An 814-nucleotide genomic window follows, 5' to 3' on the forward strand; every position below is an offset into this window, starting at 1 on the left:
GTCCTAGATAATGACTAAAAACTCCATGTAGGTTAAAATAACCCAATGAGAAAAAGTCGTCTAAGTCAGTACAAACAAAACAAACTCATTGAGCTGTTTGTTGCAGGTGTTACTGCAAGAAAACGGCAGCTCAATTAGCCAATGTAAATAAAACAACAGCTGCTTACTATTTTCACCGATTACGCCTACTCATCTATCAACACAGTCAGCACCTAGAAATGCTAGATGGCGAAGTTGAAGCCGATGAGAGCTATTTTAGCGGAACACGCAAAGGTAAGCGTGGTCGTGGTGCAAGCGGTAAGACTGCGGTATTTGGCTTATTAAAGCGAAATGGCAAGGTTTATACCGTTGCCGTACCTAATACAAAGTCAGCCACTTTATTGCCCATTATACGAGAAAAAGTAAAGCCTGACAGCATTGTTTACACAGATTTCTACAAAAGCTATGATGTGTTTGATGTTAGTGAATTTAATCACTTTAGAATCAATCACAGTACGCACTTTACAGAAAAACAAAATCACATTAACGGAATAGAGAATTTTTGGAATCAGGCAAAACGCCATTGACGCAAATTTAACGGTGTTCCCAAAGAACATTTTGAGCTTTATCTTAAAGAATGCGAATGGCGTTTTAATAACAGTGACCTTAAATCTCAAATTTCCATTTTAAAACAATTGGTTAAGGGTGGTTTGGGTTAGTTATCTAGGACAGTCCCTAAAAATAAATGCAAAATTTATTTTAACAAAAAATCAACGAATAGGCAATGACAACTCACTTAACAACAAATAGGTTTTTAGGTTTTGACTTTTCCGTC

Annotated in this window: 1 pseudogene; it reads left to right on the forward strand. The window is 36.6% G+C overall.

The features are described 5' to 3' along the window. The first annotated feature begins 45 nt into the window (after positions 1–45). Positions 46–698, forward strand: a pseudogene (locus M2R47_RS09375) (IS1595 family transposase). Positions 699–814 lie beyond the last annotated feature (116 nt).

It is taken from the genome of Moraxella oculi (assembly GCF_023336735.1).
Classification (GTDB): domain Bacteria; phylum Pseudomonadota; class Gammaproteobacteria; order Pseudomonadales; family Moraxellaceae; genus Moraxella; species Moraxella oculi.